This window comes from Streptomyces sp. NBRC 110028, from assembly GCF_001417735.1.
In the GTDB taxonomy this organism is placed as follows: domain Bacteria; phylum Actinomycetota; class Actinomycetes; order Streptomycetales; family Streptomycetaceae; genus Streptomyces.
Map to the genome: position 1 here is coordinate 26,796 of NZ_BBUZ01000025.1, position 26,066 is coordinate 52,861.

Here is a 26,066-nt window from a genome sequence, read left to right on the forward strand (position 1 = left end):
GAACGGCCACCCATACGAACCCCCTACCCGCACCGCGAGGAAGCTCACCCCATGACCCAGACACAGCTGCAGATCGGCCCGCATACGGTCCAGCCTCCGGTGGTGCTCGCACCGATGGCCGGGATCACCAACGCGCCGTTCCGTACCCTGTGCCGGGAGTTCAGCGGCGGCAAGGGGCTGTTCGTCAGCGAGATGATCACGACCCGGGCGCTGGTCGAGCGGGACGCCAAGACCATGCGGCTGATCCACTTCGACGGCTCCGAGAAGCCCCGCTCCATCCAGCTGTACGGGGTCGACCCGGCGACCGTCGGCAAGGCCGTACGGATGATCGTGGACGAGGACCTGGCCGACCACATCGACCTCAACTTCGGCTGCCCGGTGCCCAAGGTGACCCGTAAGGGCGGCGGCTCGGCGCTCCCGTACAAGCGGAACCTGCTGCGCGCGATCCTGCGCGAGGCCGTGACGGGCGCGGGTCCGCTGCCGGTGACGATGAAGATGCGCAAGGGCATCGACGACGACCACATCACCTACCTCGACGCGGGCCGGATCGCCGTCGAGGAGGGCGTGACCGCGATCGCGCTGCACGGCCGCACCGCCGCCCAGCACTACGGCGGCACGGCGGACTGGGACGCCATCGCGCGGCTGAAGGAGACCGTCCCGGAGATCCCGGTACTGGGCAACGGCGACATCTGGTCCGCCGAGGACGCGGTGCGGATGATGGCCCGGACCGGCTGTGACGGCGTGGTCGTCGGGCGCGGCTGCCTGGGGCGGCCGTGGCTCTTCGGCGACCTGGTGGCGGCGTTCGAACCCGGCGGTGCGCCGGGCGGCGGGGCCGGTGCCGCCCGGCCCACGCTCAAGGAGGTCGCCGCCGTGATGCGCCGCCACGCCGAGCTGCTCGCCGAGTGGCTGGAGGACGAGGAGCGCGGCGTGATCGACTTCCGTAAGCACGTCGCCTGGTACACCAAGGGCTTCTCGGTCGGCTCCGAGATGCGCAAACGGCTCGCGATCACCTCGTCCCTGGCCGAGCTGGACGACCTGCTGGCCGGGCTGGACCTGGACCAGGAGTGGCCGCCCGGCGCCGACGGCCCCCGCGGCCGCACCTCGGGCCGCAACCGGGTGGTCCTCCCGGACGGCTGGCTGGAGGACCCGTACGACTGCGCGGGCGTCACCGCGGACGCGGAGCTGGCCACCTCGGGCGGCTGAGCTGGGGGGTTCGGGGGCCACGCGCGGTCATCACGGGCTAAAGTGATGGATTCGTGGTCGCGGTGGGATCCGGACGATCTGGGGGGATCGGTGACAAGCGTCGTCTTCGTCCACGGCACGGGGGTCCGGGCCAAGTCGTACGAGAACAGTTTCGCGCGCGTCGCCGCGGGCCTGGGGCGGGTGAGACCCGGCATCCGGGTCGTCCGCTGCTTCTGGGGCGAGGAGCACGGGGCGTCGCTGGGGCTCGGCGGGGCGTCGGTCCCGCCGCGGGCGAAGAGCCGCGGCGTCGGCGGCGACGCCCCGCTGGGCGAGGTACGGGGCGAGGTGCTGGACGAGGACGATCCGCTGGCCGTCTGGGCGCTGCTGGAGGTCGATCCGCTCGCCGAGCTGCGGGAGTTCGCGGAGGCGGCGAAGGCGCGGCGCGGCGGAGGCGCCCGGCCCGGTTTCGCCCCCGGCCGTCAGGACCCCTGGCAGGCCGTCGCCGGCAAGGTGCGCGGGCTGAGCCTGGAGGCGGTGACCGGCGGGGAGAGCCCGGGCGCGGCGACCGGCGACGCGGGCAGCCCGGCAGCGGTGACCGGCGGCAGGGCGAGCCTGGACGAGCTGGTGTCCGACCTCGCCCCGCACCTCGGCCCGGCCGCCGGCCGCGTCGCCCATGAGATCTCCCGCGCCCTGGGCGGACTTCCGCCCGCAGACGGCATCGAGGCGATCGCGGCCCGCGCCGTGTACGCCCTGGCCGTCCAGCGCGCCGAGGGCCCGCACGGCGACGACGAGCCGCTCGCGGTGGACGGCGCCGACCGGGACACCGTCGTCGGCGCGTTCACCGATCAGCTGGGCGGCACCGGCCGGGGCGGATTCGCCGCCCGCGCCGCGAAGGGCGTCGCCGTACGGGCGCTCAACTCCTACCTCTCGCCGCTGTCCTCGCTGGCCCACACCTTCCGTGGCCGCATCACCGGCAAATCCGTCCCGGCGAGCGGCGACATCCTCCGCTACCAGGTGCGCGGCGCCGGGGTGCGCGCCGCGATCCGCACGGCGGTGCGCGAGGCCGCCGAGGGCGGCGGCGGGCCGGTGGTGCTGCTCGCCCACAGCCTCGGCGGGATCGCCTGCGTCGATCTGCTCGCCGATCCCACGGAGCGCCCGCCCGAGGTGGAGCTGCTGGTGACCGTCGGCTCGCAGGCGCCGTTCCTCTACGAGCTGGACGCGCTCACCGCGCTGCGCCGCGGCGAACCCCTGCCCGGCAGCTTCCCCCGTTGGATCAACGTCTACGACGAGCAGGATCTGCTCGGCTTCGTCGGGGAGAAGATCTTCCCCGACCGGGTCACCGATTGGCGCGTCACCACCCGTCAGCCCTTCCCGCGCGCCCACACCTCGTACTTCGCCCACCAGCGGCTGTACGAACTGCTGGCCCCGGAGCTGCCGAAGTGACAGCGGTGGAGCACGACTGGCGCCGCACCCATGCCGTGATCGTGGCGGTCGAGCGGTACAACGGCAGCGACGAGCTGAACCTCGACGGCCCGGTGCACGATGCCATCGGGATGCGCACGTGGCTGACCGGGCGGGGCGTACCGCCGGAGAACATCCAGTTACTGGCCTCGCCCATGGAGCGCAACAGGGCGGCCCTGGAGGCGGCGCACCCCGGCTACCGCCCGGCGGAGCGCGCCGATGTGCGCAAGGTCTTCCGGGAGGGGCTGCGCGAGATCGACGGCGACTGGCTGTGGATCTACTGGGCCGGGCACGGGGTGCAGGCGCCGGGCGGCCGGTGGAGCCTGCTGTATCCCGAGGCCTCCGACACCGACCTCCAGGGGCTGGCCGCCGACAGCCTGGTCGACCTGGTGCGCACCGGCCATCTGCCCTGGGACGCGGTGGACCGGGTCACCGTCATCATCGACGCGTGCCGCCAGGCCCTCCCCGCCGGCATCCATGAGCTGGCCGACGACCCGCAGCCGCTCACCACCGAGACCCAGACCAGACCCGAGCGGCCGGTGTACTGGATGCGGGCCTGCCGGGCCGGGGCCGTCGCCATGGAGCAGGAGGGATCCGGGCGCTTCACCTCCGTCCTGCTGCGGCAGCTCGAAGCGGCGGGCGACGCCGGGGCGGCGCTGGATCTGGACCGGGTCGGGAAGGGCGTGCGGGACGAGTTCGCCCGGTTCCGCGAGGCCGGGAGCAGCCGGCAGTACCCGACGATGCACGTCAGCAACTGGGAACAGCAGGAGCGGACGGTCCGGCTCGGCCCGCCCGCCCCGCCCCTCGATCCGGAGAAGCGGCGGTTCCGGGAGGCGCTGGTTCTGGAGGTGTCGGGGCTGCTCGCCGCCGATCCGGCCGGATCGGCGGCGAGGGCCGCCGCCCGGCTGTGCGAGCAGTTCACCACCACCCCGCCCGTCACGAGGTCCCTCTCGGCCGAGGAACTGGTCGACTGGGCGCTGGACAACCCGCATGGCACCGTCACCCTCCTGGCCGAGCTGAGCGCACCCGGGCCGGTCGGCGCGGAGATCCGCAAGGCCTGCCACGTCCTCCAGGGCACGTGGCTGACCCGCGCCGAGTACGTGGAGCTGGTCGCGCTGCTGGGGCGGCTGGACGAGCGGGGCCGGTACGACGTCGCAGCGGAGGCTCGCGCGCTGTTCGGCCTGGTCGATCTGGCGTTCCACGATCCGGCCGGACTCGCCGACGCGCTGGAGGAGCTGCTTCCCAAACCGGACCAGCTTCCACAGCTGCTCAGGGTCGTGGAGCGCTTCGCCGCCGTCGACGACGGGGCCGTCGCCGCCGATCTGCGCGCCTGGTCGCTGCGGTGCGCCGAACGACTGGGCATGGAGGGCCAGCTGAAGGAGCGGCGCGGCGAAGCCAAGGAGTACGCCGAGAGCGTCAAGTCGGCCGGCCTCACCCAGGACCGGGGGGCACCTCCCGGCGGTAGCTGGGGGAGCGTTCAGATCCGGCTGCGCCCGTCCAACGAGCCCGGCCAGCGGCGCACCTACGAGGTGTGGGCGCGGCGTGGCGAGGACGTCAACTCCCTGGCCAAGGTGGATACCCCCGCCACCTTGGAGGAGATACGGCAGGGCGTGGAAGCCGTGCTGAACGCCCAGCCCTACACCCCGGACACCCTGGTGGAGTTCTTCGTCTCCTCCACTGACCTCGAACTGGCCGTGCACCGCTGGCAGTTGGCACAGCCCGTCAAGCGGCATCTGGGCACGGACTACCCGGTCGTCATGCGCTGCACCGAATTCCGTGAACCCCAGCGGCACGATCTGTGGAAGCGCCGCTGGAAGCGGGTCGGCGCCGCTGACACCAGGGAACTGCGCTGGCTGCCGGACCACATGGACTGCGGTGAGGTGTATGCCGCCGTCCAGCAGACCGTGGACACTCCGGGCGCGATGACGGCCACCCCTCTGCGGTCCCGGCCGGATGTCTTCAACGCTTGTCTGTTCGGCGGTGTGCCCGTCCTCATATGGCACGGCGAGGCGGAACCGTCCATAGCGGAGGACGAGGTGCGCAAGCTGCTCGGCGAGGAGAGGCCGCTGCGGTCCCTTCCCCAGCGGCTGCGCGAACTCCGGTCCGACAGCGACTCCTACAAAAGCCACCACGGCAGGCATATGGCTCTTCTGTGGGACGATCCACACCGCCCGCTCCCCGACCCACTCGACCTGTCGGCACCCTGAGGAGAGACGAAGAAGATGGCACAGGACTGGAGGCTCTTCCAGGGCGGCGCCACCGAGCCCCACGAGGTGACGGCCTGGCCCCCCGCCCCGCCGTGGCGGCGGTTCGGCGACGATGCGCGGCGCCAGGGCGAGGACCCGGGGCGTGGGCTGCCGTATCTGATCTCCGACGAGGACCGCGACGTCGTCAACATGGCGCTCCACCTGCACCGCCCGCTGCTGGTCACCGGCCGGCCCGGCACCGGCAAGTCGACCCTGGCCCATGCCGTCGCCCGCGAACTGATGCTGGGCGAGGTGCTGCACTGGCCGGTCAACAGCCGCTCCACGCTCACCGAGGGCCTCTACTCGTACGACGCGGTGGGCCGGCTGCGCGAGGCCTCCCTCAAGCGGCACGCCGACGAGACCGCCGGATCCGAGCCGGACATCGGCGACTATCTGCGGCTCGGCCCGCTCGGCACCGCGCTCCTGGCCGCCGACACACCGCGTGTCCTGCTCGTGGACGAGCTGGACAAGGGCGATGTGGACCTGCCCAATGACCTCCTCACGGTCTTCGAGGAGGGCGAGTTCGAGATTCCGGAACTGGCCAGGCTGGGGGAGGGGAAGACGGTCCGGGTGCAGATCGCCGGCTCCCGGGAGAAGGCCGAGATCACCAGCGGCTGGGTCAGCTGTCGCGTCTTCCCCGTCGTCGTCATCACCAGCAACGGCGAGCGTGAGTTCCCTCCGGCGTTCCTGCGCCGCTGCGTACGGCTCGACCTCAGGCAGCCCGACGAGCGGCAGCTCCAGCAGATCGTCACCATGCACTTGGGCGAGGAGGTCGGCGCACGGGCCCAGGAGCTGATCGCCGACTTCGTGGCCCGGCGGAACGAGCGGGAGCTGGCCACCGACCAACTGCTCAACGCGGTGCGGCTGCGGTCCTCCGGGGTGCGGGTCGACCACGACGTCCTCGACAAGCTGTTCCGCTCGTTGAACGAAGCCGACGCGTAATGATCGAGCGGCTGTGCGCGCTGCTGGAGGACGCGGGGGTCGAGCTGTCCGAGGAGGAGCTGCGCGACGTCCTGTGGTTCGCCGCGACCACGGCCCCGGCGCGGGGCGAGGGGGAGGGGGAGGAACGGGCGCCGTCCCCGGGGACCGCGTCCGCTCCCGCGTCCGGCGCGGTCGGCGACGACGAGGGGAAGGCCGCCCAGCGTCATCCCGCCGGGGCGCACGCCGCGGAGGAACCCGGGTCCGGGCCCCTCGCCCCCGCCGGGTTCTACGCCGCGGGTGCCGCCCGTTCCACCGCGGCCCGCCCGGCGCGCGGCGTCGGCGTCCGGGGCGTGCGGGCGCTGCCCGCGGCGCGCGGGCTGTCCCGCGCGCTGCGACCACTGCGGCGCAGCGTGCCGTCGCGCACCTCCTTCTGCGTCGACGAGACCGCCACCGCCGAGTGGATCGCCGAAACCGGTCTGCCGGACGTGGTGCTGCGCCCCCGCCCGGAGCGCTGGCTGAGCGTCGCGCTCATCGTGGACGACGGCCCGTCGATGGTCCTGTGGCAGCAGCTCGCCGCCGAGGTGCGCGGACTGCTGGAGCGGCAGGGCGCCTTCCGCTCGGTACGGACCTACGGTCTGGACAGCGCCGAGGACGCCCAACCGGTGCTCACGGCCCGCCCGTACGCCCCCGGCGCCCCGCGCCGCACCGCACGCCAGCTGACCGACACCTCCGGCCGCACCGTGATGCTGGTCCTCTCGGACGGGGTGGGCCCGGGGTGGCGCGGCGGCGCGATTCCGCGTCTGCTGCGCCGCTGGGCCCGCCACTCGCCGGTGGCGGTCCTCCAGCCGCTGCCCGCGCGGATGTGGCCGGAGCGCGGAATGCCCACCCAGCGGCTGCTGGTCGACGCGGGCGGCCGGGAGGGCGCGCCGGGCCGTGCGCTGTCCGTGCGCCACCCGGTGCTGCCGCGCGGCCTGGTGTCGTATGACGGCAAGACCCCGGTGCCGGTGCTGGAGCTGGCCGAGGGCGAGCTGGGCGCGTGGGCGGCGCTCACCGGGACGGGCGGCGGTGGCGCGGCATTGCCGGTGATGCTGCTGGACGGGGCGGAGAAGCCGGTGGCCGAGCGGGCCACGGCCCACGCCCCCGAGCCCACGGCCGAGCGGCGGCTGCGCCGCTTCCGGGAGGCGGCCTCGCCCGAGGCCCAGCGTCTGGCCGGGGCGCTGGCCACCGTCCATCCGCTGACGCTGCCGGTGATGCGGCTGATCCACCAGGCGGGCGCGGTCCGCGCGGAGCGCTTCCACCCGGCGCAGCTGGCCGAGGTGTTCCTGGGCGGGCTGCTGCGCGGGCGGGAGGGCGGCGCGGAGAGTTACGAGTTCCACCCGGGGGTCGCGGACCTGCTGCTGGACGCGGTCCGGACCTCGGACGCGCTGGAGACGGCGGCGCAGGTCACCGAGTTCCTGCTGCACCGGCAGGGCAGCGGCCCCGAGTTCCGCGCCCGGCTCTCCGGCGACCACGGCGACTCCCGCGTCGCCGACGAGGCACGCCCCTTCGCGGCGGCGTCCCCGGAGCTGCTGCGGCGGCTGGGGCTGCGGGACGAGGACCCGCCGCCGGAGGCCGAGGAGCCCGTACGGCAGCCGGCGGAACCGGCCGCCCCCTTCCCGCCCCGCTCCTTGGCCTCCACGCGCGTCCGGTCGGCGCTGATGGCGGTGGTGCGGCGGATCGCGGCGGACGAGGGCCTGCCGGGGTCGGTTCGCGAGAGCGTCGAGAAGGTACTGGCCGAGGCCGACGAATGGCGGGAGGAAACCGGCTGGGTGGGCGTGCGGACGCTGCCGGGCCTGGCCAAGAGGCTCGTCGACGCCGGATGGCGGACGTACGCGGATGAGCTGGGTGTCGTGGTGCGGGAGCAGATCGCCGGGCTGGTATCCGCTGAGGATCTCGAATCCCGGGACCTCCGGGGACACATGGCGCTCACGCTGAACGGGCTGGGGCAGCATGACGAAGCGGAGTCCCAGTTGCGTGCGGTGGTCGGGATCTCGGGGAGGGTCCATGGCGAGGAGCACCCCTACACGCTTTACGCCCGTGGCTACCTCGTCGACCTGCTGGGCGACGCGGAGCGTACGGCGGCGGCGGAGGAGGAGTGCCGGACCCTGATCGAGGCGTGGGAACGGCGGTCGGAGGAGGACCACCGGGATACGGTCCTGCCCTTGCGCAGGAAGCGCGGAACCCTCCTGCTGTCCTTGCATCGCGGGGAAGAGGCCGAGCAGGAGTTCCGCACCGTGGTGAGTGGCTGGCGGGAGCTGAAGGGGCCTCGGGACTACTCCACCGTCAACGGGCGTTACTGGCTGGCCGGCGCGTTGCGGTACTTGGGGCGCTTCGACGAGGCCGAGGCCGAAATGCGGTCCGCGGTCGAAGACTGCGGCCCGGCCGAGTCGGAGGTGGACTCCGCCTTGCTGCGGGCGCTCTCCGGTCTCGGGGAGACGCTGGATGCCAGATTGCGCAACGAGGAAGCCGAGGCGCTGTGGAGCGACCTGGTCGACCGGACGGCCGCGCGTCTGGGGCCCAGGGACTGGCGGGCGCGTCGGGCGCGTCGTGGCCGCTTCAACCGGCTGCGCCATCTCGGACGGTTCGCCGAGGCGGAAGTCGAGCTCGACACGCTGACGGAGGAGACGATCAGCGTGTTCGGGGAGCGGCACAGCGAATCTTTGATCAATCTGCGTCTGCGGGCGTTCCTGCTGGAGGACCAGCAGCGCTATGAGGAAGCGGAGGCGACGTACCGTCAGCTCCTGGAGCGGGAGGCCGCCGTGTTCGACGATGCGCATCCCAGCACGCTCTCGACGCGCCATTGCATGGCGGCCAGCATGCGCATGGCGGGGCGGTATGACGAAGCGCTGGCGCAGTTCACCCGGGTGCTCCAGGACCGGATTCGGGTGCTCGGGGCTGATGCGTCGGCCACCCTGCTGACGCGCCATGGCCGTGCCAAGACGCTGGCCCTTCTGGGGCGTCCGGCCGAGGCCGAGGCCGAGTTCCGCGTGACCATGGAGGCCGAGGCCAGGGTGCTCGGGCGGGACGATCCGCAGGCGCTGTCGACCATGGTGCAGCTGGCCACGGTGGTGCGTGACCAGGAGCGTTTCGAGGAGGCCGCGCCGCTGTTCCGCCGGGTGGTCGAGGGGCGTACGCGGGTGATGGGCGCGGAGGCCGTGACGACGCTGACGGCTCGGCACAGCCTCGGCTATGTGCTCCTCAGGCTGGACCGCTTCGCGGAGGCGGAGCGGGAGATCCGGGAGACCTGGCGGAGCCGGCAGCGCGTTCTGGGAGCGGAGGACGCCGACACCCTGTGGACCCGCTACAACCTCGCCACCGCGCTCAAGGGCCTCGGCCGCCTCGACGAGGCCGAGGCCGAGTGGCGGGCGGTGCTGGAGGTGAGCGAGCGGGTCCTGGGCGACGAGGACAGCTGCACGCGGAAGACCCGCGAGGCGCTGGCAGGGCTGGACAGGGGAGAGGGCTGAGCGGCCTTACCCGTCGGCCGCCACCGCCAGGTCCAGCGCCAGGGCCGCCGTCCAGCTGAAGTCCCGGGTACCGCGCGGCTCCTCGGTGTACGGGTCGACGTACTCGGCGAACCCGGAGGCGGCGGCCGCCTCCAGGGCGGCGGACCGGAGCGCGTCCGCCTCGGGGGTGGCGCCGTGCAGCCGCAGGCCGCGTTCCAGGAGCCAGTTGACGTTGAACCAGGCCGGGCCGCGCCAGTAGCGGGCGGGGTCGAAGGCGTGGCCCCGCAGGTCGTAGCTGGGCACCAGGCGCACCGAGGCGCCAAGTCCGAAGTGCTCGCCCGTGGCCGTACGCAGCAGCGTCCCGACCGTGGCCCGGGGCAGCTCGGGGACGAGCAGGGGCAGCAGGCCCGCCGCGCTCCGCTCGGGGATGAGGTCCCCGCCGCGCACATCGCGGCACAGGAACTGCCCGGTGGCCGGGTCCCAGAGGCGGTCCAGCAGGGCGGCCGTCAGACGGGCGGCCCGGGCGCGGTGTGGGCGGGGGTCCGCGCCGACGGTCCGGGCGATCTCGGCCAGGGCGTGTTCGGAGGCGATGAGCAGGGCGTTGACGCCCGGGTCCTCGACCACGAAGCCGAGCGTGTCGGCACGGTCCTGGTAGCCGCCGTCCCGGTAGTCCGCCGCGAGCCGTACGTAGCGCCCGTAGTCCAGATCCGTGGGCCGGTCGGCGGCCGCGCCGTGGTCGAGGTCGGCGCGGCGGAACGCCTCGGGCGGGGCGGGTTCGACGCGGGCCAGCGGGGCATCCCAGCAGGGGCTGTTGTCCATGCCCGGCTCCCAGGGGTGGACCACGGACACCAGCCCGCCGCCGCCCAGGTCGCGCCGGTCGGCCAGATAGCGGTGCCAGGCGGCGAGCCGGGGGTACGTACGGGCCAGGAAGCCGGACCGCTGCGAGGCGTGCGGGTCGGCGCGGTGCACCAGCAGGCAGGCGAGCGCGTGCACCGGCGGCTGGATGATCCCGGATGTGGCGACGCCGGGCGGGGCGACGCCGGCGCCCGGGGGCGGCCGCCAGAAGTCCGGGCCCGGGAAGTAGGCGCCCGGCGGCACCGCGGGGTTGTAGACGATGTGGGGGATGCGTCCGTCGTTCCACTGGGCCGTGAGCAGCGTTTCCAGTTCCCGCTGGGCGCGGCGTACCGAAAGATGACGCGATCCGATCGCGATGAACGCCGAATCCCAGCTCCACTGGTGGGGATAGAGGCCGCGCGAGGGGACCGTGGAGGAGCCGGTCCAGTTCTCGTCGAGGACGCGCCGCGCGCCGGGCACCACCTGCGCGAGCGCGCGTCGGGCGCTGGTCACGGGGCCCTCCTCAGCTGGCGTGTAGGGGCACCCTACCGGCCCTGCCACTGTCGCTCACCTGCACATCGCTCATTTGAGCGAGTACTCCCTCGTCATGTCCAAATAGTGAGATGAGCCATGCTGGAGGAGGTGATTCTCGCCACTATGATCAAGGAGCCGCTCAGATGAGCGGAAGCAAAGGGGTGGTGCGGCGGTCGCCCGCTGCGCTCACCTCCTCAATGCGTGGCACTCAGTGTCACCCTAACGATGTTCGAGACCTCGAACCAGCCGTAACGCACCGTAGTGACCGCCTCCCCAGTTCTGTGCGTGGCGTGTGCATGTGTTCGACTCTTGAAGGAGCGGCGCGCGCCACTTCTCCCGGCGGCGCACTTTCGAACACGTGGCAGGCGGGTGGTTACGGCCGAATGACGGTGGAGTGGACATACTCAGGAGCCTTCGATCTGGGTACGCTCCCCGCCGTCAGGGCAGCCGAGCCGAGGAGATCGAGTCCCGTGCCGGAAACACAAGATCAGCAGAAGTTCGTTTACGACTTCACCGAGGGCAACAAGGATCTCAAGGACCTCCTCGGCGGGAAGGGAGCGAACCTCGCCGAGATGACCAATCTCGGTCTCCCCGTGCCACCGGGATTCACCATCACCACCGAGGCGTGCAAGGTCTACCTCGACAGCGGTTCCGAGCCCGCGGCCCTCCGCGACGAGGTGAGTGCGCACCTCGAAGCCCTTGAGGACAAGATGGGCAAGAAGCTCGGCCAGGCCGACGACCCGCTCCTGGTGTCCGTACGCTCCGGCGCGAAGTTCTCGATGCCCGGGATGATGGACACCGTCCTCAACATCGGCCTCTCCGACGAGTCCGTCGCCGGGCTCGCCGCGCAGGCGGGCGACGACCGGTTCGCCTGGGACTCCTACCGCCGCCTCATCCAGATGTTCGGCAAGACCGTGCTGGGCGTGAACGGCGACCTCTTCGAGGAGGCCATCGACGCGGCCAAGCAGGCCAAGGGCGTCACCGTCGACATCGACCTCGACGCCGCCGACCTCAAGAAACTGGTCGCGGAGTTCAAGACGATCGTCGCCCAGGAGACCGGCCGCGGCTTCCCGCAGGAGCCGCGCGAGCAGATGGACCTCGCCGTACGGGCCGTGTTCGACTCCTGGAACGGCGACCGCGCCAAGCTCTACCGCCGCCAGGAGCGCATCCCGCACGACCTGGGCACCGCGGTCAACATCTGTTCCATGGTCTTCGGCAACCTCGGCCCCGACTCGGGCACCGGCGTCGCCTTCACCCGTGACCCGGCCAGCGGCCACCAGGGCGTCTACGGCGACTACCTGCAGAACGCCCAGGGCGAGGACGTCGTCGCGGGCATCCGCAACACCGTTCCGCTCGCCGACCTGGAGCAGATCGACAAGCGCTCGTACGACGAGCTGATGCAGATCATGGAAACCCTCGAGACGCACTACAAGGACCTGTGCGACATCGAGTTCACCATCGAGCGCGGCAAGCTGTGGATGCTGCAGACCCGGGTCGGCAAGCGCACCGCCGGTGCCGCCTTCCGGATCGCCACCCAGCTGGTCGACCAGGGACTGATCGACGAGGCGGAGGCGCTGCGCCGGGTCAACGGCGCGCAGCTCGCGCAGCTGATGTTCCCGCGCTTCGACACGGAGGTCGCGGCGGGCGACACCGTACGCAAGATCGGGCGCGGCATCGCCGCCTCCCCGGGCGCCGCCGTCGGCAAGGCCGTGTTCGACTCGTACACGGCCGTCAAGTGGTCCCGCTCCGGTGAGAAGGTCATCCTCATCCGCCGCGAGACCAACCCCGACGACCTGGACGGCATGATCGCCGCCGAGGGCATCCTCACCTCCCGCGGCGGCAAGACCTCGCACGCCGCCGTCGTCGCCCGCGGCATGGGCAAGACCTGTGTGTGCGGCGCCGAGGACCTGGAGGTCGACACCAAGCGCCGCCGCATGGTCGTGCCGAGCGCGGACGGCAAGGACGACCTGGTCATCGAGGAGGGCGACGTCGTCTCGATCGACGGCTCCTCCGGCAAGGTCTACCTCGGCGAGGTCCCGGTCGTCCCCTCCCCGGTGGTCGAGTACTTCGAGGGCCGGATGCACGCGGGCGCCGACGACGCCGACGAGCTGGTGGGCGCCGTGCACCGGATCATGGCGTACGCGGACCGGGTGCGCCGCCTGCGCGTACGGGCCAACGCCGACAACGCCGAGGACGCCGCCCGCGCCCGCCGCTTCGGTGCCCAGGGCATCGGGCTGTGCCGCACCGAGCACATGTTCCTCGGCGAGCGCCGCGAGATGGTCGAACGGCTGATCCTCGCCCACACCGAGGAGGATCGCGACGCCGCCCTCAGCGAGCTGCTGCCGCTCCAGCAGAAGGACTTCGTGGAGCTGTTCGAGGCGATGGACGGGCTGCCCGTCACCGTCCGGCTGCTCGACCCGCCGCTGCACGAGTTCCTGCCCGACATCACCGAGCTGTCGGTGCGCGTCGCGCTCGCCGAGTCCCGCAAGGACCACAACGAGAACGACCTGCGCCTCCTCCAGGCCGTCCACCGGCTGCACGAGCAGAACCCGATGCTCGGCCTGCGCGGCGTACGCCTCGGACTCGTCATCCCCGGCCTGTTCGCCATGCAGGTCCGCGCCATCGCCGAGGCCGCCGCCGCCCGCCGGGCCGCCAAGGGCGACCCGCGCGCCGAGATCATGATTCCGCTCGTGGGCACGGTGCAGGAGCTGGAGATCGTCCGCGAGGAGGCCGAGCAGGTCATCGCCGAGGTCGAGCGGGCCCACGGCGTGGACCTCAAGCTCTCCCTCGGCACCATGATCGAGCTGCCCCGGGCCGCGCTGACCGCCGCCCAGATCGCCGAGTCCGCCGACTTCTTCTCCTTCGGCACCAACGACCTGACCCAGACGGTCTGGGGCTTCTCCCGCGACGACGTCGAAGGCAGTTTCTTCACCGCGTACCTGGAGAAGGGCATCTTCGGCGTCAGCCCGTTCGAGACCATCGACAAGGACGGCGTCGGCTCCCTGGTCCGCGACGCCGCCCGGGCCGGTCGCGCCACCCGCCCCGACCTCAAGCTCGGCGTCTGCGGCGAGCACGGCGGCGACCCGGAGTCCGTCCACTTCTTCCACGAGGTGGGCCTGGACTACGTCTCCTGCTCCCCGTTCCGCATCCCCGTAGCCCGCCTGGAGTCGGGCCGGGCGGCGGCCAACGGCCGGTAGAGCCACCGGGGTCGGCGCCGGGGAACACCCACCCTCACCCGGCGGCGACCCCGGCTCTCAAAGGGGGCGGCACCTTGTGCGGAGGTGCCGCCCCCTCTTTCGCTACCTGTTCACACGCGACAGGAGGTGCCGGAATCGCGCGTTGCTCGGCTCCGCGCCCGCTGCGCCGACTGTCGCTGTCCAGTGTCGGCACGTGGCGTTCACGAACGCCCCTACGGCTGGCGCGCTCGCCCGCCGCCAGCTTGGGAAGCGCCCCAGCCACGCGAGGGCCTCGTCGGGGGACTGCCCGCATTCCATGAGACGCACCGCCGTGTACGCCGGATCCACCCAGGCCGGGCCGATGGCGGGCATGGCCCAGTCCACGACATAAGCATCGCCGCCGTTGTCGTCGATCATGATGTTGTGCGGATTGGTGTCCGTGTGCAGCAGATGGCCCCCTCCGAGGACTTCTGCCTCGCCGGGCTCGCAGAACTCGCGAAGCCTGTCAGCGAAGTGCGGAATGCGGAAGCTCGGGATCCTCAGGTCGTGCATGCGCTTCAGCGCGAACGCTACGGCGTCCAGGTCTTTCGAGCCGGGTCCCAGGTCCGCGTGCCGACCGTTGACGTAGACGAATGCCAGAGCCGACCAGCCGCCTGCGTCGAACCTGTAGCGGGTGGTGGGGCTGATGCCGCCCACCGTCGGGTTGATGCGTTCCTCGCACCGTAGGGCCGCCATTCCCGGCTCGTCCGCTTGGCGCACCCCTTTGAAGAACAGGCGCCCGTTGTGCGCCGTGTTCAAGATCAGTGCTACGGAGCAGTTGAGTCCTTCCTCCACCCGCTCCGCTGTGAGCACCTTCCCGGTGCGGGCCTCCGCGGCGGTGCGCAGCTCGACCGGAAGGTCGTCCCATTCGACGCGCTCGATCACGTCACCTCTCCCTCGGGTGCGCGGTCGGGGTACCGGGTCGGCACCCCGACCGCCTTGAGCCGTCCTACTGAGTGGCGCCGCACTTGCGACAGCGCTGCTTTCCGCTCCACTGCGTCCACTCGTGATCGCACTCGCTCAAGGTATGCCGCATGGCGGAATCCTCTCTGTCGGTATTCCTGTATTCACCAACCCGTCCGACCGTCGACCGTCACGCAAACAGCCGGACGGGAGTCTGACGGCGGGCCGCGGCGGTGCGTCCGGTACGGGGGAACCGGATCAGCAGCGGCCCGCCCGGTCATGGGGCCGCGGCGGCGAGGGCCGCTCGCACCGCGTTGTGCAGCTCGCCCCCGTAGAGGCACCGTTCGCCGGACCGGCAGGCCCCGCAGCACATGGCGTGGTCGAGGAACCGGCTCCAAGGCGTCCGGACGACGGGACGTATGACGGGCTCCCGGGTGGGCTTCTTCCGACAAGCCTTCATCGCTGCCACCCGACGGGCTCGTCGCGGGCGAGGAGGCTGCTGAACGGGTCGCGCTGCTGTGGGAAGGTGGGCGCGCAGCCCGGGCAGGCGTAGACGGTTCCCCCGCCGCCGCTCGCGCTGTGCCCGATCGCGACGACGACCGGCTCCCGGGTGGTCTTCTGGCAGCGGGCGCAGATTTGGGGCGTCATCGGGCTGCTGCCTCCTCGGCGGGCTCGGTGGCGATCGCCCGCGCCAGCGCCTCGCGGAGCCGGCCCGCGTCCGTGAGATACCGGTCGGGGCCGACCGGGATGCGCCAGTGCAGGCGGGGGCCGGTGGTGTGAGCGGCCGGTGGTACGCCGACGTAGGTGATCTCGGCTCCGTGTGCGCCGAGGGCACGGATCTCGCTCCGTAGCCGTCGCCAGTGCTGGGCGTGGCCGGTGGGGATGAGCCAGTACATGAGGCTGTAGTCGGCGATGACGGCGCCGGTCGCGTCGCCGAGTAACTTCAAGGCACGTTCGCCGATGTCGATGGGGGCGCGCAGGACGTCCCAGTACGGGCCGACTCTCACCACCTCGACGTCGTCGCCGCGCGGCGGTGTCCACGGCGGGGCCGCGGGTTGAGAACTCGTCATGATGCCTCCGGCGGTGCGTCTGGTCTTGCGTGTAGAGGCAAACGCGGTCGCCCTGCCGCCGTTCCGGGCGCATGCGTCACGCGCTGCGCATATGCGGAACCTGCATACGCGTGTGAGGGTGTCGCTACGCTGGGTGCATGGCGCAGTCAGAACACCGCCGTAGTGCGGGTGAGGCCATCGCGGCCGCCCGTCGTGAACGTGGGTGGACCCAACAGCGGCTGGCCGATCTGTGTGGGTACAGCCAGAGCACCATCAGCCGGTTGGAGCGTGGTCGCCAATCCGCGCGGGACGTCGATGTGCTCGCGCTCGTCGCCGACCGGCTCGGTATGGCGCCTTGTGATGTCGGGTTGGCCGGAGATGCCCCGCACCATGCCGACGTGAACCGTCGCGGCTTCCTGGGAGCGGCTGCCGGGCTCGGCATACTGCCCGCCCCGGCCAAAGCCCCAGTCCGCCGACCGGTCAATCCCGCTGTCATCGGCCAGCTCCGCCAACTCCGCACCAGCCTCGTCCAGTCGGACAGTCTGTACGGACCGCACTACGCCATCAGTGCCGTCCGCGACCATCTCGCCGTCATCGAGGAGCAGCTGCTTCCCGCGGCCGACGGCAGCCTGCGCCGCCAGGTGCTCGAAACGGCTTCAGAGTGGGCTGAGTTCGCGGGCTGGCTGTATGAGGACCTGGGCCGTCCCGAACAGGGCCTCTGGTGGTCCGACCGGGCCATGGAGTGGGCGCAGGAAGCCGGGGACAGCGTGCGCCAGGCGTTCATCCTCATGCGCAAGGCACAGCAGTCCGTCGGCATGATGCAGCAGCAGCGGGCCTTGGGTCTGGCGGGCGCCGCTCTGCGCGTCCGCGGCGATGTGCCCGCGCGCATCCGCGCCTCCGCCCACCTTCAGGAGGCTCACGGCCACGCACTCGCGGGCCACGAAACCGCCGCGGTAGGGGCGCTGGACACCGCTCGCGAACTCATCGAGGGGCACGAGGCGGTGAGCGATGACCTGGGAGGCTACTGCGTTCCCTCCTACGTGGAGGCGCAGCGAGCGACCTGCTGCCTCCGCCTGGGGAAGCCCGCCGAGGCCGTGACCATCTATCAGCGGGCCCTCGATCAGTGGCCCGCCCTGTACCAACGGGAGCGCGGGCTCCATCTGGCGCGGCTCGCCACCGCCCATGCCGCGGACCGGTCCCCGGACGCGGCCTGCGCCACGGCCATGAAGGCGCTGGAGATCAGTGGTGAGACGGAGTCGCGCCGCATCACGGCAGAACTGCGCCGGGCCGTCACCGGACTGGCGCCGTGGCGACGCACGCCAATGGTGCGAGAGCTGGCCGAGGCGGTCGCCGCGGTGTGAAGACTAGGCTTCCCGGTACCAAGATCTGCCAGGAGGACCCATGCGCATCAGCGAGCTGGTCGGCACGGACGAGTGGCATACCGCCGAGGGGCGGCCGTACGTCGTTTACAAGTACGCGGCCACCCTGGACGGCCGGATCGCCGCGGCGGACAGCACCAGCCAGTGGATCACGAGTGCGGAGTCCCGGGCAGAGGTTCATGCCCTGCGCGCGGCCTGTCAGGCAACCGTTGTCGGCTCCGGCACCCAGCAGGCCGACAATCCGCACCTCGCCGTGCGCTCCGCGAAGGACGACCCCGAGCTGAAGGTGGCCGTCCCCGTCGATGAGCAGCCGTGGCGGGTGATCGTGGACAGCAACGCGCGGACGCCGGCCGATGCCCGGGTTCTCGATGACGCGGCGCCGACGATGATCGCTGTCGCCGACGACGCGGACGCCATCCACCTGGAGGGCATCGCGACCGTTGTCCGGCTGCCTCGGGCTAAGGAGGGGCTGGATCTCCACAGGCTGCTCGGTGAGCTGTGCGACCGTGGCGTGCGCGGAATGTTCCTCGAAGGGGGGCCCACCCTCGCCGCGTCGTTCGTGTCGGCCGGGCTGGTCGACCGGATCATCGCCTACGTCGCGCCCGCGTTCCTCGGCCGGGGCAAGGGCGCGCTCCAAGGCGGCACCATCGAGACGATGGACGACATCCTGCGGTGTGAGCTGGTGGACGTCTCGCGGTCCGGTCCGGACGTCCGGCTGATCGCGCGCCCACGGCGATGACCCTATGAAGGGGCGGCACCTTGTGCGGAGGTGCCGCCCCCTCTCACTCCCCCCACGGGAGCCGTTGCCGCCCGGCATCGGATCGGGCGGCAACAAGTGCCCTGTCGCCGTCGCACACTCGTCACCCCCCACGGGAACGAGCAATACGGCCCAGAGCACCGCCTGTTGAATTACGGACGGACGCCGGTGGTGTTTCCCGGCGCGCCCGGTTTTCCTTCCGGAGACCAGCTTTCCTCTTGGACGGGGCGTAGCGCTCCCCCTTTCACATCTGGCCAAAAGGGCGTGGTCACTGACCGTGCCAGCGTGCATACTCAACGGTGGTCGGGGGGCGGTCACCATGTCACTTGTGAGGGTCTGGTGCTACGTGTTCATTTCAGTGAACTCGATATGGCCCGGCTGCGGATGGCAATCCGCCCGGACGCACTCTGGGAGACCGTCCTAAGTTTCCACCGGCTGCGCGAGAGCCGCGCCGAGACCGTATACGGGGAATGGCGCTCGGAGGCGCGTAACCGACTCAACGGCGAAGGGCGGCTGCTGGCCCCGCTCATTCCGTCGCGGGGCTATTTCCCCGACTTCCTGACGCCCGCCGAAGGCGTCATCGGGTGCGACGCCGCCATGGACGCGCTGCACGCGACGCCCGCCGAGCGGCTGCACTCCGAAATCGACCGGTTGCCGTCGGCCCGGGCCCTGCCCGGGTGGATACGCGGGCTGGCGCAGGGGGAGCGGCGGCCGCTGGAGCGGTTGGTGAGGGCGTTGCGGTCGTATCACGAGGCCGCCGTGGCGCCGTACTGGCCGCACATACAGGCCCGAATCGAGGCGGACCGGGTGGTCCGCGGGCGGGCCCTGCTCGACGGGGGCGCCGATGGGCTGCTGGCCTCGCTGCCGCCGACCATGCGGTGGCGGCCGCCCGTGCTGGAGGTGGACTATCCCGTCGACCGGGATCTGAAGCTGCGCGGCCGGGGGCTGTTGCTGCTGCCGTCGTTCTTCTGCCGGAGAACGCCGGTGACCTACCTCAACGCGGAGCTGACCCCGGTCCTGGTCTATCCCGTCGAGCACGCCCGGAGTGGTGTTCCACAGCAGCCCCGTGCCGGCAAGGCGCCCGCGCCGCCCGCGCCCGCCGCGCCCGGCCGGACGCGGGTCCTCGGCAAACTCGTCGGCCACACCCGCTCGGCGGTGCTGCTGGAGGTCGGCGGCGGCTGTACGACGAGCGAACTCGCCCGCCGGGTCGGCGTATCGCTCGCCTCGGCCAGCCAGCACGCCAGCGTGCTGCGCGAGGCGGGGCTCGTGCACACGCTGCGCCAGGGCGGCGCAGTCCTGCACACCCTCACCCCGCTGGGCGCCGCCCTGCTGCGCGGCGGCGCGCCCTCCGACCGGGCGGCGCTCGGCGAGCACCGGACCGCGGCGTACCCGCAGGTGGCCACGCGCGCGGCGACGGGGGCCCGGGGGGTGTCACGGCGTGGCTGAGGGCACGCGTGACGGTTCCGCGGCCAGTTCGCCGGTGGCCACCTTGCTGTGCCGGCGGCCCCAGCAGAAGTAGATCAGCAGCCCGGCGGCCATCCAGCCGAGGAACCGCGCCCAGGTGATCAGCGGCAGGCTGCCCACCAGCAGCAGGCACAGCAGCACCGCGACGGCCGGGACGACCGGCACCCACGGGGTGCGGAAGCCGCGCCGCAGTTCGGGCCGGGTCCGGCGCAGGTGGACGACGCCGGCGCACACGACGATGAAGGAGGTCAGCATGCCGATGTTGCCCAGTTCGGCGAGGTCGCCGATGGGCAGCACGGCGGTCATGAAGGCCACGAGCAGCCCCAGGGTCCAGGTGATCCGCCGCGGGCTGCGGGTGACCGGGTGGACGTGGGAGAACCAGGCGGGCAGCAGCCGGTCGCGGCTCATCGCGAGGAACACCCGGCTCTGCCCCAGCAGCATGATCATCACCACCGTGGTCAGTCCGCAGATCGCGCCGATGCCCACGATCCGCACCGCCCAGTCGGCCCCCGCCGCCTTCAGCGCGCCGGTGATGGGCGCGGCGTTGTCCAGCCCGGTGTAGTGCTGCATGCCGGTCACGGTGAGCGCCACCGCCACGTACAGCACGGCGCACACGGCGACGGTGGACATCAGCGCGATCGGCAGGGTGCGCTGCGGCCGCTTGGCCTCCTCGGCGTTGCTGGCCATGATGTCGAAGCCGGAGTACGCGCCGAAGACGATCGCGCCGCCGGTCAGGATCCCGGCCGTGCCGAACGTGGCGTCCGCCCCGAGCCCGGCCCACCCCAGCAGCGGCTGCTGCCACATGTCGCCGTCGGCGCCCACCGGTTTGGCCTCGGGGATGAACGGCGACCAGTTGGCGGGGTCGATGTGGAACGCGCCGATGGCGAGGAAGACGACGATGGCCGCCAGCTTCACCACCGTCATGACCGTGTTGATGCGGGAGGTGGTGCGCACACCGGAGGCCAGCACGGCGGTGAGCACCAGGATGACCAGCACCGCGGGTACGTTGACCGCCGCGTCCGGACCGGAGACCGACGCGGGGAGGTGGATCCCGAAGGTGGCCAGGAGGTCGGTGACGTACTGCGCCCAGCCGCTGGCCACCGCGCCCGCGCCCATCGTCATGTCGAGGATGAGGTCCCAGCCGATGAGCCAGGCCACCAGCTCGCCCAGCGAGACGTACGCGAAGGTGTAGGCGCTGCCCGCGACCGGGACGGTGCTGGCGAATTCCATGTAGCACAGCGCGACCAGCGCCGTGGCGACCGCGCCGATGGTGTACGAGAGCGCGATGCTGGGCCCGGCGAAGTTCGCGGCGGCGGTGCCGGTCAGCACGAAGATGCCCGCGCCGATGGTGACGCCGATGCCCATGAGGGTGAGTTGCAGCGGACCCAGGGCCCGCGCCAGCCGGGTGTCGGGGCCGGCGGCGTCCTCGATGGTCGCCTCGATGGATTTGGTGCGCATGGTGGTGCTCGCTTTCTGCCCGTCCCTCAAGCCGGGGGACATCCCGGGAGACACTCCGGGAGGCGTTCGGCCAGGTACTCGTAGTCGGCGACGGTGTTGTAGACGTGGGCGGACAGCCGCAGGAAGCCGCGGCCGCCCCACGAGGTGATGGCGGTTTCGCAGCCGGTCACGGCCGCGATGTGGCGCTGGACGGCATGGGACGCCTCGTGGTCGGTGGCCACTCCGGCGGGCAGCGGGACCAGCCGCATCGCGGGCGCCGGGGCGCCCGCGACCTCGGCCGGGTCCGCGCCCAGGGCGTCCGCGAGGATTCCCTGCGCCACCTCGGCGAGCTTCGCCATCCCGGCCCGGGCCGTGTCCCAGCCGTACGTCTCCTCGATGAACTCCAGCGCGCGCGGCGCCGCGAGCCACGCGGTGAGGTCCACGGTGCCCTGCTCGTCGAAGCGGCGCGGGAACGGATGCGGCGCGCCCCACGAGTCGGTGAGCGGCCACAGGTCCTGGGCGTCCGCACCGCGCGCGACCAGCGCCGCCGTACCGCGCGGGGCACAGCACCACTTGTGCAGATTGCCCACCCAGAAGTCGGCGTCCCCCGACGCGCCGACCGGATCGGCCAGCATTCCGGGCGCGTGCGCGCCGTCCACCAGGACCTTCGCCCCGGCGGCGTGGGCGAGCCGGGTGATCTCGGCGACGGGGAAGAGCCGGGCGGTGGCCGAGGTGATCTGGTCCACCACGACCAGCGAGGTGGCGGGGGTGAGCGCGGCGGCGAAGACGGCCGCGATCTCGTCGGCGGTCGCGGTGAGCGGGATGTGGAGCGTACGGGTCCGGGCCCCGGCCCGGTCGGCGGCCCGGGCCACGCCCATCGCGACGGCGCCGTACGCGTGATCGGTGACCAGCACCTCGCTGTCGCGGGGCAGGGCGAGACTGTTCAGTACGGTGCTCACCCCGGCGCTCGCGTTCGGCACCAGCGCGGTGGCCTCCGCCGGAACCCGCAGCCGGCGCGCCAGGGTGGCCCGCGCCTCGCCCACCCGCTCCGGCAGCGTCCGGAACCACGCGTCCGGGTTGGTCTCCATCTCCTCGCGCAGCGTCCGCTGCCGGGTGAGGGCGACGCGGGGGACGGCACCGAACGAGCCGTGGTTGAGATGGCGGACCGAGGGGTCCAGGGCCCAGTGCGACAGCCCGGTCATACGAGACATAAGCTCCTTCCGGCAGGCCCTCGGCATAGTTATCCGATGACTTGTCCGATGACTTTGATTGCGCTGTGGGGAACCGTAGAGGCGGAAGCCAGCCATGAACAGGCCCCCTGCGTAAAATGGCGGTAACGGCATCGCGGGATGACATCAAGTCATCAGATGACTTTGCGGAAGGGTGAGACCGATGGCGGCGACCAACGCGGCGGCCGACGGACTGCGCGGCATGATCGCCCGCGGGGAGCTGGCCCCCGGCGCGCAGCTCCCCGCCGAGCCCGAGCTGTGCGCCCGGCTCGGCGTCTCACGCGGCTCGCTCCGCGAGGCCGTGCGCGCCCTCGCGGCCCTCGGGATGCTGGAGTCCCGCCATGGCGCGGGCACCTTCGTCTCGGCGCTGCGCCCCGGGCAGATGCTGGCCGGGTTCGCCGCGACCGTCGACGTCCTCCCCCTGGACGGGCTGCTGGAGCTGTTCGACGTACGCCGTCCCCTGGAGGCGCAGGCCGCCGCGCTCGCCGCGGCCCGCGCCGACGAGCAGGTCGTGGCCCGCCTGCGCGAGCTGCAGAAGCGGCTGGCGGAGTCCGACACCGAGGACGAACGGCACGCCCTGGACCGCGAGTTCCACGCGACGCTGTGCGCGGCGGGCGGCAACGAGGCGCTGGCCGCGCTCATCGATGTCCTGCGCGCACGCGGTAGCCACTACAGCATCTACGGCGCCGCCGAGGCCGACACCATCCGGCTGGCCAGTGACCTCGGGCACGAGGCGCTGATCAACGCCGTTGCCGCGCGGGACCCGGCGGCCGCCGCCGCGGCCGCGACCGCCCATCTGTCCCAGACCGAGGTCTGGCTGCGGCGCTACGGGCCTCAGCCGTGCGGCTGACCTCAGTCGTCGATGCCGGTGCGCTCGACGCCCGCGACGATGTAACGCTGGAGGAGGAGGAAGACGACCAGCAGCGGCACGATCGACACCGCGGCCGCCACGAACAGCTCGTGCAGATTGACGCTCTGCGCCGTGGTGAACGTCGACAGCGCGACCTGGACCGTCCACGCCTCCCGGTCCTGGCCGATGACCAGCGGCCACAGGAAGGCGTTCCAGGCGCCGATGAAGACGATCGTGCCGACCGCCGCGAAGACCGGCCGCGCGTTCGGCACCACGACCTGCCAGTACGTGCGCCAGTAGCCGAGCCCGTCCACCCGCGCCGCGTCCTCCAGCTCCCTCGGGAAGCCCAGGAAGTACTGGCGGAAGATGAACGCCGCGACCGCGCTGAACAGCGTCGGCACCACCAGACCGCGCAGCGTGGAGATCCAGCCGAGCGAGCTGACGAGCACGAAGCTCGGGACGAAGGTGACCGCGGCCGGGACCATGAGGGTGCCCAGGATCCAGTAGAAGACGGCGTCGGCGTGGCGGTACGGGATGCGGGCCAGCCCGTACCCGGCCAGCGAGGCGAGCAGCACGGTGCCCAGGGTGGTGAGGACGGCGATCAGGGAGGAGTTGAGCAGCGCGCGCGCCATCGGCACATTGGGGTCGTCGAACAGCTCGGTGACGTTCGACCAGCGCAGTTCGCGGGGGAAGAACGTCCACCCGGGCGCGGTGATGTCCGCCTCGCCGGACAGGCCGTTGCGGACGAGGAGATAGAACGGGATCAGGAACAGCAGCGCGAGGGCGATCAGCAGCACCAGCCGGACCGCGCGCCCCACGCCGACCAAGGCGTCCCGTACGTCACGCGCGTCGTGGCGGGTGTGTTGGCGGCGCATCAGTCCTCCTTCCGGCCGAGGCCGAACCAGCGCGCCTGGATCACCGTCACCACCGCGATGATCAGCGCCAGGATCACCGCGCCCGCGCTGCCCAGGCCCAGGTTCTGCCCCTGCCCGAGGGCCGTGTAGTAGAGGTAGACCAGCGGCGGGCGGGCGTACGGCGGATAGCCGCGCGAGTCGGCCAGCAGGTTGTAGAACTCGTCGAACGCCTGGAACGCGTTGATCACCAGCAGCAGCACCACCGCGACCGATGTCGCCCGCAGCTGCGGAAAGGTGATGTGCCGGAACACCTGCCACCCCGGGCGGGCCCCGTCCACGGCGGCCGCCTCGTACAGCCGCGGCGAGACGCGCTGCAGCCCGGCCAGGAACAGCACCATGTAGAAGCCCGCCTGGAGCCACAGCCGCACGGTGACGATCACCAGCCAGTACCAGGGCGGATCGGTGGTCGACAGCCAGGCGATCTGGTCGGCGCCGAACCAGCCGAGCACCGTGTTGGCCAGCCCGAACCGCACCCCGTTGAAGAGCGACATCTTCCAGATCAGCGCCGCCACCACATAGCTGCACGCCACCGGCAGGAAGAACACCGACCGGAAGAACGCCTGCGCCCGGGGCAGCCGGTTCACCATCAGCGCGAGGGAGAGCGAGAGCACGTACGTCGCCGGGACGATGAAGGCCGTGAAGACCAGGAACGTCACCAGGCTGCCGGTGAACGCGTCGTCGCGCAGCATCGCCGTGTAGTTGTCCAGCCCGACGAAGCGGGTCGGCGAGACCGTGTTGTGCGCGTCGAAGAAGCTGAGGTAGGCGCTCCAGACGAGGGGGACGTACGTGAAGAGCGTCAGACCGAGGACGAACGGGCCGACGAACACCCAGAACCAGAGCGTGCGGTTCCGACGGCCCCGCATCAGCTCTTCTTCTGTACGCGGCGCAGCTCAGCGGCCGTCTTGCGGACCACCGACCGTAGTTCGCTCTCCGGGTTCGCGCCGCCCTTGATGACGCGGCTCAGCGCGTCCTGGTACGCGACCTTGCTGGCCGGGGTCCACAGCAGCGGCTCGGCGTGGCCGTGCTCGGTGGCGAACCGCACCGCCTCGCCCGCCGCGCCCTGGCGCAGCTTGGCGGCCTTCTGCGCGAGCGACATCCGGGCCGGGATGTGGAAGCCGTAGGTGAGCGCGAAGTCCTCCTGATACACCGTCTTCTCCACCCACAGCCACTTCACATAAGCCTTCGCCAGCCGCTTGTGCCTGCTGCGCGCGCTCACCGCCGCCCCGTACGCGCCCACCGGCACCGCGGGCTTCCCGTGCGCGCCCTCCCTGGGGAACGGCAGCACCCCGAAGTCGTCCCCCAGTGCCTTCTTCACCTGCGGCAGCGCCCACAGTCCCGACCACTGCATGGCCGTCAGCCCCTGCGTGAACGCGGCCGGATCCGACCAGTCCGACGGAGCCCCCAGCAGCAGTGACTTCTCCGCGTACAGCCGGCGCAGCTTGCCGAGCGCGCGGGCGGCGGCCGGGTCGTCGAAGCCGACCTTCCCGTCCTCGGTGATCAGCTCCAGACCGGCGGCGTTCAGCGGGGTGCCGCCGAGGACGCCCGGGCCGCCGTCGTTGCCCAGGAACAGCCCCTTGACGTGTCCGGTCGTCAGCTTCCTCGCCGCGTCGACCAGCTCGTCCAGGGTCCGGGGCGGGGCGACCCCGGCGTCCTTCAGCATGCTCGTGCGGTAGTAGAGCAGTTGCGTGTCCATGACCTGTGGGATGGCCCAGATCTTGCCGTCGTATGTCTTCGTGGCGAGCACGGCCGGGTTGATGTCGTCCTTCGCCTCCTTGAGGAGGTCCGTCAGATCGACCACCTGGCCGCCCTGGATCTGGTCCAGCGTCGGGCCGTTGACCTCGAAGACGTCCGGGCCGGAGTCCGTGAGCAGCGCGGCGGCCGTCTGCTGGTCGTAGTTGCCCGGCCGCCACTGCACCTCGACCCGTGCGTCGTCGAAGTCGTCCGCGTACCGCTTCACCGCCTGCTCGGTGCCCGGTTCGCCGTACTGGTGGTACCACTGCGACAGGACCGGCTTGCCGCCTTTGCCGTCCCCGTCGCGCCCGGTGTTGGACCCGCACCCCGCGCCTGTCGCCCCGGCCAGGACGAGCCCGCCGCCGGTGCCGAGCAGTCTCCTACGGCTGATGGACATGTCCGCCCCCTCGATGCCTCGTCTCCGTCTCGCCGTAGGGACAACGATCAACGATGGGGCGGAATTGCGACAGATGGGTTG

At 71.9% G+C, this 26,066-nt stretch carries 19 protein-coding genes and 1 pseudogene; 11 read left to right on the top strand and 9 right to left on the bottom strand.

Features of this window, described 5'->3' with window-relative positions:
- The first annotated feature begins 51 nt into the window (after positions 1-51).
- From dusB to ASC60_RS12700, 5 genes are all read left to right on the top strand, one after another.
- A complete protein-coding gene (dusB, locus tag ASC60_RS12680) occupies positions 52-1,203 on the top strand; it encodes a tRNA dihydrouridine synthase DusB (protein WP_055550138.1) in 1,152 nt (383 codons plus the stop codon).
- A 90-nt stretch (positions 1,204-1,293) separates the two neighbouring features.
- Positions 1,294-2,625, top strand: coding sequence for a hypothetical protein (locus ASC60_RS12685; protein WP_055550140.1), 1,332 nt, complete (start codon positions 1,294-1,296; stop codon positions 2,623-2,625).
- Positions 2,622-4,850 carry a caspase family protein gene (locus ASC60_RS12690; RefSeq protein WP_055550142.1) on the top strand — a complete coding sequence of 743 codons (2,229 nt, stop codon included), beginning with the start codon at positions 2,622-2,624 and terminating at the stop codon, positions 4,848-4,850. Before ASC60_RS12685 ends, ASC60_RS12690 begins: the two co-directional genes overlap by 4 nt.
- Before the next feature lie 15 nt (positions 4,851-4,865).
- A complete protein-coding gene (locus ASC60_RS12695; RefSeq protein WP_055550144.1) occupies positions 4,866-5,831 on the top strand; it encodes a MoxR family ATPase in 966 nt (321 codons plus the stop codon).
- Complete coding sequence (locus ASC60_RS12700; RefSeq protein WP_055550146.1) at positions 5,831-9,313, top strand: tetratricopeptide repeat protein; 3,483 nt, start codon at positions 5,831-5,833, stop codon at positions 9,311-9,313. The genes ASC60_RS12695 and ASC60_RS12700 overlap by 1 nt, the downstream gene beginning before the upstream one ends.
- A gap of 6 nt (positions 9,314-9,319) precedes the next feature.
- Here ASC60_RS12700 and ASC60_RS12705 read toward each other — a convergent pair whose 3' ends face one another.
- On the bottom strand, positions 9,320-10,639 hold the full coding sequence (locus ASC60_RS12705; RefSeq protein ID WP_055550148.1) for a hypothetical protein: 1,320 nt from the start codon (positions 10,637-10,639) through the stop codon (positions 9,320-9,322).
- Between the two features lie 491 nt (positions 10,640-11,130).
- Between ASC60_RS12705 and ppdK the strand changes: the two genes are divergently transcribed.
- Entirely contained in the window at positions 11,131-13,857 is a 2,727-nt protein-coding gene (gene ppdK, locus ASC60_RS12710) for a pyruvate, phosphate dikinase (RefSeq protein ID WP_055550150.1), read from the top strand.
- A 102-nt stretch (positions 13,858-13,959) separates the two neighbouring features.
- Here ppdK and ASC60_RS12715 read toward each other — a convergent pair whose 3' ends face one another.
- The 3 genes from ASC60_RS12715 to ASC60_RS12725 form a co-directional block, all read right to left on the bottom strand.
- Positions 13,960-14,760, bottom strand: coding sequence for a phosphotransferase (locus tag ASC60_RS12715; protein ID WP_055550152.1), 801 nt, complete (start codon positions 14,758-14,760; stop codon positions 13,960-13,962).
- 474 nt (positions 14,761-15,234) lie between these two features.
- Entirely contained in the window at positions 15,235-15,426 is a 192-nt protein-coding gene (locus ASC60_RS12720) for a hypothetical protein (RefSeq protein ID WP_055550155.1), read from the bottom strand.
- Positions 15,423-15,848 carry a hypothetical protein gene (locus ASC60_RS12725; RefSeq protein WP_055550157.1) on the bottom strand — a complete coding sequence of 142 codons (426 nt, stop codon included), beginning with the start codon at positions 15,846-15,848 and terminating at the stop codon, positions 15,423-15,425. The genes ASC60_RS12720 and ASC60_RS12725 overlap by 4 nt, the downstream gene beginning before the upstream one ends.
- A gap of 137 nt (positions 15,849-15,985) precedes the next feature.
- Here ASC60_RS12725 and ASC60_RS44025 point away from each other — a divergent pair.
- The 4 genes and pseudogenes from ASC60_RS44025 to ASC60_RS12745 all read left to right on the top strand — a co-directional run.
- Positions 15,986-16,123 (top strand): annotated as a pseudogene (locus tag ASC60_RS44025) (helix-turn-helix domain-containing protein); the annotation flags it as partial.
- 102 nt (positions 16,124-16,225) lie between these two features.
- Positions 16,226-17,188, top strand: coding sequence for a hypothetical protein (locus ASC60_RS12735; protein ID WP_055550161.1), 963 nt, complete (start codon positions 16,226-16,228; stop codon positions 17,186-17,188).
- 40 nt (positions 17,189-17,228) lie between these two features.
- A complete protein-coding gene (locus ASC60_RS12740) occupies positions 17,229-17,945 on the top strand; it encodes a RibD family protein (RefSeq protein WP_055550164.1) in 717 nt (238 codons plus the stop codon).
- Positions 17,946-18,302: 357 nt separating this feature from the next.
- Entirely contained in the window at positions 18,303-19,409 is a 1,107-nt protein-coding gene (locus ASC60_RS12745) for a helix-turn-helix transcriptional regulator (protein ID WP_063787124.1), read from the top strand.
- Here the strand turns inward: ASC60_RS12745 and ASC60_RS12750 are convergent.
- Positions 19,395-20,885 (bottom strand): APC family permease, encoded by a 1,491-nt coding sequence (locus ASC60_RS12750; protein WP_055550166.1) that lies wholly within the window; start codon positions 20,883-20,885, stop codon positions 19,395-19,397. The two genes, ASC60_RS12745 and ASC60_RS12750, sit on opposite strands and share 15 nt — an antisense overlap.
- 26 nt (positions 20,886-20,911) lie before the next feature.
- Positions 20,912-22,075: an aminotransferase class V-fold PLP-dependent enzyme gene (locus ASC60_RS12755; RefSeq protein WP_234356922.1), complete on the bottom strand. Its 1,164-nt coding sequence runs from the start codon at positions 22,073-22,075 to the stop codon at positions 20,912-20,914.
- Between the two features lie 181 nt (positions 22,076-22,256).
- Here ASC60_RS12755 and ASC60_RS12760 point away from each other — a divergent pair, with 181 nt between their 5' ends.
- Positions 22,257-22,943, top strand: a complete 687-nt coding sequence (locus tag ASC60_RS12760) for a FadR/GntR family transcriptional regulator (protein ID WP_055550170.1) — start codon at positions 22,257-22,259, stop codon at positions 22,941-22,943.
- A 2-nt stretch (positions 22,944-22,945) separates the two neighbouring features.
- Here ASC60_RS12760 and ASC60_RS12765 read toward each other — a convergent pair whose 3' ends face one another.
- The 3 genes from ASC60_RS12765 to ASC60_RS12775 are packed head-to-tail and all read right to left on the bottom strand — an operon-like array spanning position 22,946 to position 25,985.
- Entirely contained in the window at positions 22,946-23,818 is an 873-nt protein-coding gene (locus ASC60_RS12765) for a carbohydrate ABC transporter permease (protein WP_055550172.1), read from the bottom strand.
- Entirely contained in the window at positions 23,818-24,720 is a 903-nt protein-coding gene (locus tag ASC60_RS12770) for a carbohydrate ABC transporter permease (RefSeq protein WP_055550174.1), read from the bottom strand. The genes ASC60_RS12765 and ASC60_RS12770 overlap by 1 nt, the downstream gene beginning before the upstream one ends.
- Positions 24,720-25,985 carry an ABC transporter substrate-binding protein gene (locus ASC60_RS12775; protein WP_199830948.1) on the bottom strand — a complete coding sequence of 422 codons (1,266 nt, stop codon included), beginning with the start codon at positions 25,983-25,985 and terminating at the stop codon, positions 24,720-24,722. Before ASC60_RS12775 ends, ASC60_RS12770 begins: the two co-directional genes overlap by 1 nt.
- Positions 25,986-26,066 lie beyond the last annotated feature (81 nt).

Excerpts from the sequence above, each read along its gene's own strand:
- dusB (WP_055550138.1), top strand. The coding sequence starts at position 52 with ATGACCCAGACACAGCTGCAGATCGGCCCGCATACGGTCCAGCCTCCG.
- ASC60_RS12695 (WP_055550144.1), top strand. The coding sequence starts at position 4,866 with ATGGCACAGGACTGGAGGCTCTTCCAGGGCGGCGCCACCGAGCCCCAC.
- ASC60_RS12700 (WP_055550146.1), top strand. The coding sequence starts at position 5,831 with ATGATCGAGCGGCTGTGCGCGCTGCTGGAGGACGCGGGGGTCGAGCTG.
- ASC60_RS12720 (WP_055550155.1), bottom strand. The coding sequence starts at position 15,426 with ATGACGCCCCAAATCTGCGCCCGCTGCCAGAAGACCACCCGGGAGCCG.
- ASC60_RS12725 (WP_055550157.1), bottom strand. The coding sequence starts at position 15,848 with ATGACGAGTTCTCAACCCGCGGCCCCGCCGTGGACACCGCCGCGCGGC.
- ASC60_RS12740 (WP_055550164.1), top strand. The coding sequence starts at position 17,229 with ATGCGCATCAGCGAGCTGGTCGGCACGGACGAGTGGCATACCGCCGAG.
- ASC60_RS12750 (WP_055550166.1), bottom strand. The coding sequence starts at position 20,885 with ATGCGCACCAAATCCATCGAGGCGACCATCGAGGACGCCGCCGGCCCC.
- ASC60_RS12755 (WP_234356922.1), bottom strand. The coding sequence starts at position 22,075 with ATGTCTCGTATGACCGGGCTGTCGCACTGGGCCCTGGACCCCTCGGTC.
- ASC60_RS12760 (WP_055550170.1), top strand. The coding sequence starts at position 22,257 with ATGGCGGCGACCAACGCGGCGGCCGACGGACTGCGCGGCATGATCGCC.
- ASC60_RS12765 (WP_055550172.1), bottom strand. The coding sequence starts at position 23,818 with ATGCGCCGCCAACACACCCGCCACGACGCGCGTGACGTACGGGACGCC.
- ASC60_RS12770 (WP_055550174.1), bottom strand. The coding sequence starts at position 24,720 with ATGCGGGGCCGTCGGAACCGCACGCTCTGGTTCTGGGTGTTCGTCGGC.
- ASC60_RS12775 (WP_199830948.1), bottom strand. The coding sequence starts at position 25,985 with ATGTCCATCAGCCGTAGGAGACTGCTCGGCACCGGCGGCGGGCTCGTC.